Here is a 6,629-nt window from a genome sequence, read left to right as displayed (position 1 = left end):
CCTTAGATTGCGGGACGTCTTTTGAGACTTGAATTTCAGGCTCAAAAGCGAGGTCCTAGACCGCTTTTTGGCTAGGACCGGTCCCCATGGCCTATTTCCCTGGCTGGCGGAGCGATGAATTCGGAAAAAATCATAATTTCTAAGCAAGTATCACTGGTATCACAGTTGTTTTAGAACTTTCAACCTTTAGATTCCAAATATCAATATCCCTAACAGTTTAATCTTAACGTTTAAAACAAATCCAGTTGTTGTGGCCCCAAATCACCGAACGAAACCCCCAACATGTTTTTCAAGGCTAACGCGTTGTCCGCCGCATCACCACCAGAATTATTGTTGAAGATAACACAGACTTCTTCTGCTTGTGTCTGGGCCTGTTCAACCGTCTGCTTAAATTCCGTTAGTTCTTGGTCACTATAACGATACAAGGTCCGTTGTCCACGCCAATCAGCTCCCTTTGTTGACCAGCCCTGTTGGTTACGGCCATGGAGTCGTAAGATTGCTAACTTGGGATTCGTAACAACTGGTTCAAAACTAACCCCATCATTTAAGGCGTGCGGCTCATCAACCATCACGTGGGTCACACCCAGATCCTTCAAGAAGCTAAACACGGAATCCTTCACACCCTCCTCGTACCAACTCTGATTGCGAAATTCCACCGCAATCGGAAGTCCTGGTAACCAATCCACCATCCGTTGTAAGTAATGGAAATTGCGGGTTGAGCGTTCAAAAAATGGTGGGAATTGAAACAGGATTGCTTTTAATTGATGATGCTGTGTTAATGGCTTGATCATTGCCCGATATTCGCGGTACGCCGCTTTTAGCGCATCCATCGAAACGCCCTCCTCGGCAGTATCATGGAGGGTCATCACTTGGTTCGCTTTGAGAATGAACTGAAATTTGGCAGGCACTTCCTTTTGCCACTTAGCGACCGTCGTCACCCTGGGAATCCCATAAAATGGCGTGTCGACTTCGACAACTGGTAGGACGCCTGAATATTCAGTTAACGTTAATTTATCAGTACCCCCAAGTAAACTGGGGTGTTCGGTCCAAGTGGTTAAGCCAATCGTAATCATGAAATCTACACCCCCTTAAAGAAATCGACAGCATCTTGTTGGACCATCGTAAACTCAATTGGTAATTGAAGTGGTTCCGCGTTAATGGCCATCACCTGTGCTTGTGGATTGCGGTAATCCAGTAACCCTGCAAACGGGTAAACTCGCATGGATGTCCCGCAGATTACAACTAAATCAGCCTGTTCTAAATACTGAACGGCTCGCTCAATACTGTCACTCGCAATCCCTTCATCATATAGCACGACGTTCGGGCGTAAGTACCCTTGATCTGCCTGATGATATGGTGATTTTAGATAATCCTGCCAAGCGACTGACTGACCACATTTGGTACAGTAGATTTGAAACAAGTTTCCGTGAAACTCCACCAAATGATCCGTATGCGCAACGTTGTACAAGTTATCGATGTTTTGCGTAATGACACTCGCACGGCCTTGGCGCGTCAACGCCGCCATTTTTTCGTGAATGACGTTTGGTCGTGCCTCTGGATAATATAAATTCTGTTGTAAATACTGATAAAATTCCGTTGGGTGCTGAGCTAAAAAAGCGTGACTTAAATAGTACTCAGCATTCTGATGCGCCGTATATAAGCCATTTTTAGAACGATAATCCGGAATTCCCGACGGTGTGGAAACCCCCGCTCCCGTCATAAAAACCACGTGCTGGGCTTGTTGAATCTTTTCCTGTGCAGCAGCTACGTCATTCATAAAAACGCCCCCTCAAGCTAATTACCGTAGCGTATAGGGTACATCCATCGTTTGGAATAATTCTTTGACCGTCTTGCCGTAGATTTCTTTAAAGAAAGTGTCGCTATCCTTTTGAGCTGGTGCGGGTAGCACAAAGGCATTCTGACGGTCACTCTTATAAAGCCCGATATACGCTCTGGTATGTTTATCTTTATCTAATAAATCTGAATGGTAGACATCAAATAACTGGCGAACTTCCAACCGTTCCTGACGTTCACTCAGGACGCTTTGCACCGTAACGAATTCGTTAGCATGTAAGACTGGTAGTTCCCAGTCAGTCATTTGGTCGTCAAACGCCTTGAACAACTTAACGACAGCACGACGCATCGCAAATGGTGTATCAACCGCTTTTTGGCTGATCACTTCGTATAACTTCTGCGCAGCGGGCCATGCTTGTGGATAGGCTGTAACAACTTGTTGTTCTTGTTCCGTCGTTAGGTGACCTTCAAAGAAGACTAGTAAGTCCGTTAAGGTCAACAACCGTAACGTCATCATGGCATCCGATTGACCCGCCACTTCTGGATCAATGGTGGCCGCAACACCCTGCAGGTACCAGTCTTCAATCTGTGAATCAATCAAGTCATGTTGCCGTTGTTTACGAACAACTAAGATGTGGCTGATCGTATCGTAGAGTTCCATCGCAATCGCCATCAACTGTTCATCGAGTTGTTGATCACGGGTCGTTAAGTTAAACGTCACCTGTGGGAAACCTTGTAATAATAACAACAGGTGTAGGATTTCATGTGATGCCGTGTAATTAGGTGCCGTCACGTCATTCACCTGTACCGTAATATCGCCATCATGTAAGACTTGTTGCGCCTGATCATGGCGAACATAACCAGCCTTATCACTGCCAAAGCTCACGTTGATGTTACCTGGATAGAGTGAGTTGGCCGTACTTAATAGATCCGTTAAAGTTTGATTTAATTTAATTTCAGTCATCAGTTTCTTCCTTTATCTGCCGCATATCTGCAATCAGTCGTTGCGTCGTTGCCAAGTCTTGTTGTGGTGCTAATTCTAATTGTTGGAGAATTTTAGGTAGTTCCGCAGCGGTTGCTCCCGCTGCCATGGCTAATGATTTCAATTGTAGGTGCATGTGTCCCTGCTGAATCCCCGTCGTCACTAAAGCCCTTAATGCGGCCAAGTTCTGAGCCAAACCAACCGCAATCATGATGCGTTCAAGATCGCCAGCCGTTTGAATACCCAATAAACGCTGATTCAACTGGGCTAATTCGTTGATCTTGATGGAGCCACCAACGATACCGACTGGCAATGGCAATTCTAATTCGCCATGAAGCGTCGTTCCGTCAGTTGTCCACTTACTCATACCACGGTACTGACCGTCCTTAGCCGCATACGCATGCGCACCACTTTCAAGTGCGCGCCAGTCGTTGCCACTAGCAATTGCTAAGGCGTCAATACCGTTCATAATGCCCTTATTATGGGTCGTGGCGCGGTAAGGATCGAGTTGTGCCACGGTACTAGCTGACGCCATCTTTTGCGCCACTAATTCGCCAGAATAGCGACCAGCTTGTAACAAGCCGACTGGAATATCACACTCAGCTTTGACTAGACTGGCCGTCGCGTAATTCGATAGGATGCTCATTAACGCGTCGGTTTTAGTCATGACGCCAATCGACTTCGCAACAGCTTCTAACATACTATTCAGCATGTTAGCGCCCATCGCAGCCTGTACGTCGACAAATAAGTCGATTGACAGGTAGCCTTGGCCGAGCACCCGGGTCCGCAAACTACGGGCACCGCCGCCACGTTTCTTCAAGCTCGGGTGAGCCGCATCCGCCACATCCAATAACGCTGCAGCGTGTTGTTCAATGATTGTTGCCGTTTGTTCGGGATCAGCCAAATGTTCTAAGACAATCTGCCCAATCATTTCTCGTTGATTTAAAGTCGTGGTGAAGCCACCGGCCCGTTTGACGATCTTAGCACCGTTACTAGCCGCTGCAATCACGGAAGGTTCCTCGGTTACCATCGGAATAATTCGGTTAACCCCATCGACCACAAAGTTGACGGCTAGCCCCATTGGTAGCGGGTAGTCCGTTAAATAGTTTTCAATAATCTCATGGTGTTGCTCTAAATAATACTGTTTAAAGAGGGCTTGTTCAGCCGGCGTTAAGTGCGCCTGTTGCGCGACAATATCCGTCCGTTCTGCCCACGTCTTCTGGTAAAAATGACGAAAATCAGCTGTCATATACTCATTCCTATCTCTGGATTCAATTTGTTAGCTTTCAACTACCGATTAAGGTGTTCTGAAATGATACCCTCGCGAACACCACTCTCAGAAAAGATCACCCGGTCACTATCCAGCATCTGCAACAGCGTCACTAATGGCAACATCCCGCCAATAATAATGTCTGCCCGATCATACTCCATGCCCGAGATTTCTTGACGCCCCTGTTTGGAACGCGATAGCAGGTCTATAAAAGTACTGTAGACCGTCTCCGTCTTCAAACGGTAGCCGTGAATATCCTCCACCTTGAGCTTTTGTTGATGCCGACGATTGATGCGTGCTAAGGTGCGATTCGCACCACCCAGTAAAACGATTGGGTAATGGAGCGCCTCGGCTAGCCACCAAACATCGGCTAAGCGATTACGCAGAAACATCTGTGCCCGGAAGAGACTGTCAGATGGCACTAAATCGTCCAAACCAAACTGCTCAGATAACGTCACTGCTCCGAATGGAATACTGATCAATTGCTGTTTGCGACCATTCTTAACCAGAATCAACTCGCAACTGGCACCGCCCGTATCTAAGATCAAGCAGTCATTGACTACTAGTGAATTTGCGACGCCCAAATAATCATAGTAGGCTTCATCATCACCAGATAGCACCTTAAGATCAAGTCCAACTTCCTGTTTAACTTGGGCTAAAAAAGCGGATTGATTCTTCGCCATGCGAACTGCTGCGGTCGTAATGCCGATCACGTCCGTATTAGGCATCTTTTCATAGAGCCGACGGAAGTTTTGTAACGCTTTAATGGTCCGTTCAATCGCTGCCGGTTGCAGGACATGGGTCGCGCCCATGCCTTCTGACAAACGGGTGTCTTCTTTGACCCGCTTGATTTCCTTTGAGCTACCGTTTGCGTGGAGCCGACTGACGGCCATCCGTGCCGAATTGGAACCCAGATCCACGATTGCTAAATTATTCATAACGCCACGCTCACTTTGCAAAAGATTAGTTGTTTTTATTTTAACATTTATGCCGGCCAACTGCGGCGTTGGGCCCTGGTTCCACTGATAAAGTTATCATCATGTAGGTAATATATGCTTCCAATTCCGCCTACCGGGGCATCCTGACAATGTTGGAGTGGTGGGGCACAACTTAAAGATTACAGCAAAAAAACTGCAATCTTTAAGGTTGGCCTTATCCTAAGCCGAGAAGCTCGCTCAGCCAAGGATAATTTCACCACTGAACATTGTCAGGACGCCCCTCACGGCTAGATAGTAGTTGAAATGACTATATGTACGCACCCATTTTTTGTCGTAATTACTTAATTCATTTAGAAAATAATTGCTCAGTTAATGTAATACTTACTAAAAAGTCCATCCACAAATTGTGCCAAAAATCGGGTTAGAACTGCTTTTTAGATTTAACCTGATCCACAACTAAGCTAATGACGATCACCGTAAGTGAAAGTTACAGCTTAGCCTTTATTTTAAATCGTTGGAACTATAAAACGGATCTGGAAATTAGCTTCCAGACCCGTTAATTTAACTTATTTAGATTGATAATCGGCCAATATCTGCCGAACCTGATCCGTGGATTTCGCATCCATCATTGTATTACGTAAGTCGGTGGCACCTAACTCTGGTCGCGCATAAATTTTGAAGAATCGCTTTAATGACGGGAAGCGTGGCATGTCATAGCGGGTTGCAAAATCATCAAACAAATCTAGCTGCATTCCTAACAATCCTAATAATTCATCAAGTGAATGTGGCTGTGGTTGAGATTCAAACGCAAAGGGATTCGCAAACACGCCCCGACCAATCATGATTCCGTCCAGACCAGGATGAGCTTTAGCTAACGCTAGTCCTGCCTGATAATCTGGAATGTCACCGTTGATCTGCAACAACGTATCCGGTGCAATCGCATCGCGCATCGCAATCAATTCATCGATCACTTCAAAATGAGCGTCAACCTTGCTCATCTCCTGTTTAGTTCGCAAATGGACTGTCAGTACGGCGACATTTTGCGCCAGTAACGTTGGAATCCATTCACGAAATTCAGCTAACTGACTGTAGCCTAATCGAGTCTTGGCACTAACGGCTAATCCAGAAGTCTTAGCGGCTGCAATGGCGTCAATCGCCCACTGGGGATTACGAATCAAATCGCTACCACCGTGATTCTTGATGACCGTACCATCAGGACATCCCATATTGATATCGACCGCTTCAAAACCACGGTCACGCAGTTCAGCTGCAGCCGTTGCAAAGTCCGCTGCTTCGTTGCCCCATAACTGGACGACTGGTTTCCGTTTTTCAGCATCCGCCACGTACAACCGGCCGTGTACCGGAAACTTGGTGTTGGGATCAGTAATGCTCTTCGCATAGACGAATTCACTAAAGAACGTATCTGGCGCAGCCGCATGCGTAATCACTTGTCGAAAGACCGTGTTACTGACGGCTTCCATGGGTGCCATAGTGAAGAATGGGCGCTGTTCAGTTTTAGCACGAGTCGCAATTTGCGACCAAAAAGGTGTGACTGTCACGATAGTTACTTCCTTATCTGTTTAATTTAAGTTCGTTCAGTAGTTAAAATGCTAATTTTAATGATATGAAATTCATTCTATCATTG

Annotated in this window: 6 protein-coding genes; all 6 read right to left on the bottom strand. The window is 46.2% G+C overall.

What is annotated here, in order from left to right:
• Positions 1-230: 230 nt before the first annotated feature.
• Positions 231-1,073 carry a DUF72 domain-containing protein gene (locus tag ACG95_RS13355; protein WP_048001002.1) on the bottom strand — a complete coding sequence of 281 codons (843 nt, stop codon included), beginning with the start codon at positions 1,071-1,073 and terminating at the stop codon, positions 231-233.
• A gap of 5 nt (positions 1,074-1,078) precedes the next feature.
• Positions 1,079-1,777: an NAD-dependent protein deacylase gene (locus ACG95_RS13350; RefSeq protein ID WP_048001001.1), complete on the bottom strand. Its 699-nt coding sequence runs from the start codon at positions 1,775-1,777 to the stop codon at positions 1,079-1,081.
• A gap of 21 nt (positions 1,778-1,798) precedes the next feature.
• Positions 1,799-2,758, bottom strand: coding sequence for a hypothetical protein (locus ACG95_RS13345; RefSeq protein WP_048001000.1), 960 nt, complete (start codon positions 2,756-2,758; stop codon positions 1,799-1,801).
• Entirely contained in the window at positions 2,751-4,025 is a 1,275-nt protein-coding gene (locus tag ACG95_RS13340; protein WP_048000999.1) for a hydroxymethylglutaryl-CoA reductase, degradative, read from the bottom strand. Before ACG95_RS13340 ends, ACG95_RS13345 begins: the two co-directional genes overlap by 8 nt.
• A 41-nt stretch (positions 4,026-4,066) precedes the next feature.
• Positions 4,067-4,984, bottom strand: a complete 918-nt coding sequence (locus tag ACG95_RS13335) for a Ppx/GppA family phosphatase (protein ID WP_048000998.1) — start codon at positions 4,982-4,984, stop codon at positions 4,067-4,069.
• Between the two features lie 566 nt (positions 4,985-5,550).
• Complete coding sequence (locus ACG95_RS13330; RefSeq protein WP_048000997.1) at positions 5,551-6,543, bottom strand: tRNA dihydrouridine synthase; 993 nt, start codon at positions 6,541-6,543, stop codon at positions 5,551-5,553.
• Between the last annotated feature and the right edge of the window lie 86 nt (positions 6,544-6,629).

Origin of the sequence: Lactiplantibacillus herbarum, from assembly GCF_001039045.1 — a bacterium.
Classification (GTDB): domain Bacteria; phylum Bacillota; class Bacilli; order Lactobacillales; family Lactobacillaceae; genus Lactiplantibacillus; species Lactiplantibacillus herbarum.
The sequence above is the reverse complement of the archived record's forward strand: the minus strand, read 5'-3'. Positions and strand labels throughout refer to the sequence as shown.

Bases quoted from the DNA above. Each gene is read 5' to 3' on its own strand.
- ACG95_RS13350 (WP_048001001.1), bottom strand. From the start codon at position 1,777: ATGAATGACGTAGCTGCTGCACAGGAAAAGATTCAACAAGCCCAGCAC.
- ACG95_RS13355 (WP_048001002.1), bottom strand. From the start codon at position 1,073: ATGATTACGATTGGCTTAACCACTTGGACCGAACACCCCAGTTTACTT.
- ACG95_RS13345 (WP_048001000.1), bottom strand. From the start codon at position 2,758: ATGACTGAAATTAAATTAAATCAAACTTTAACGGATCTATTAAGTACG.
- ACG95_RS13335 (WP_048000998.1), bottom strand. From the start codon at position 4,984: ATGAATAATTTAGCAATCGTGGATCTGGGTTCCAATTCGGCACGGATG.
- ACG95_RS13340 (WP_048000999.1), bottom strand. From the start codon at position 4,025: ATGACAGCTGATTTTCGTCATTTTTACCAGAAGACGTGGGCAGAACGG.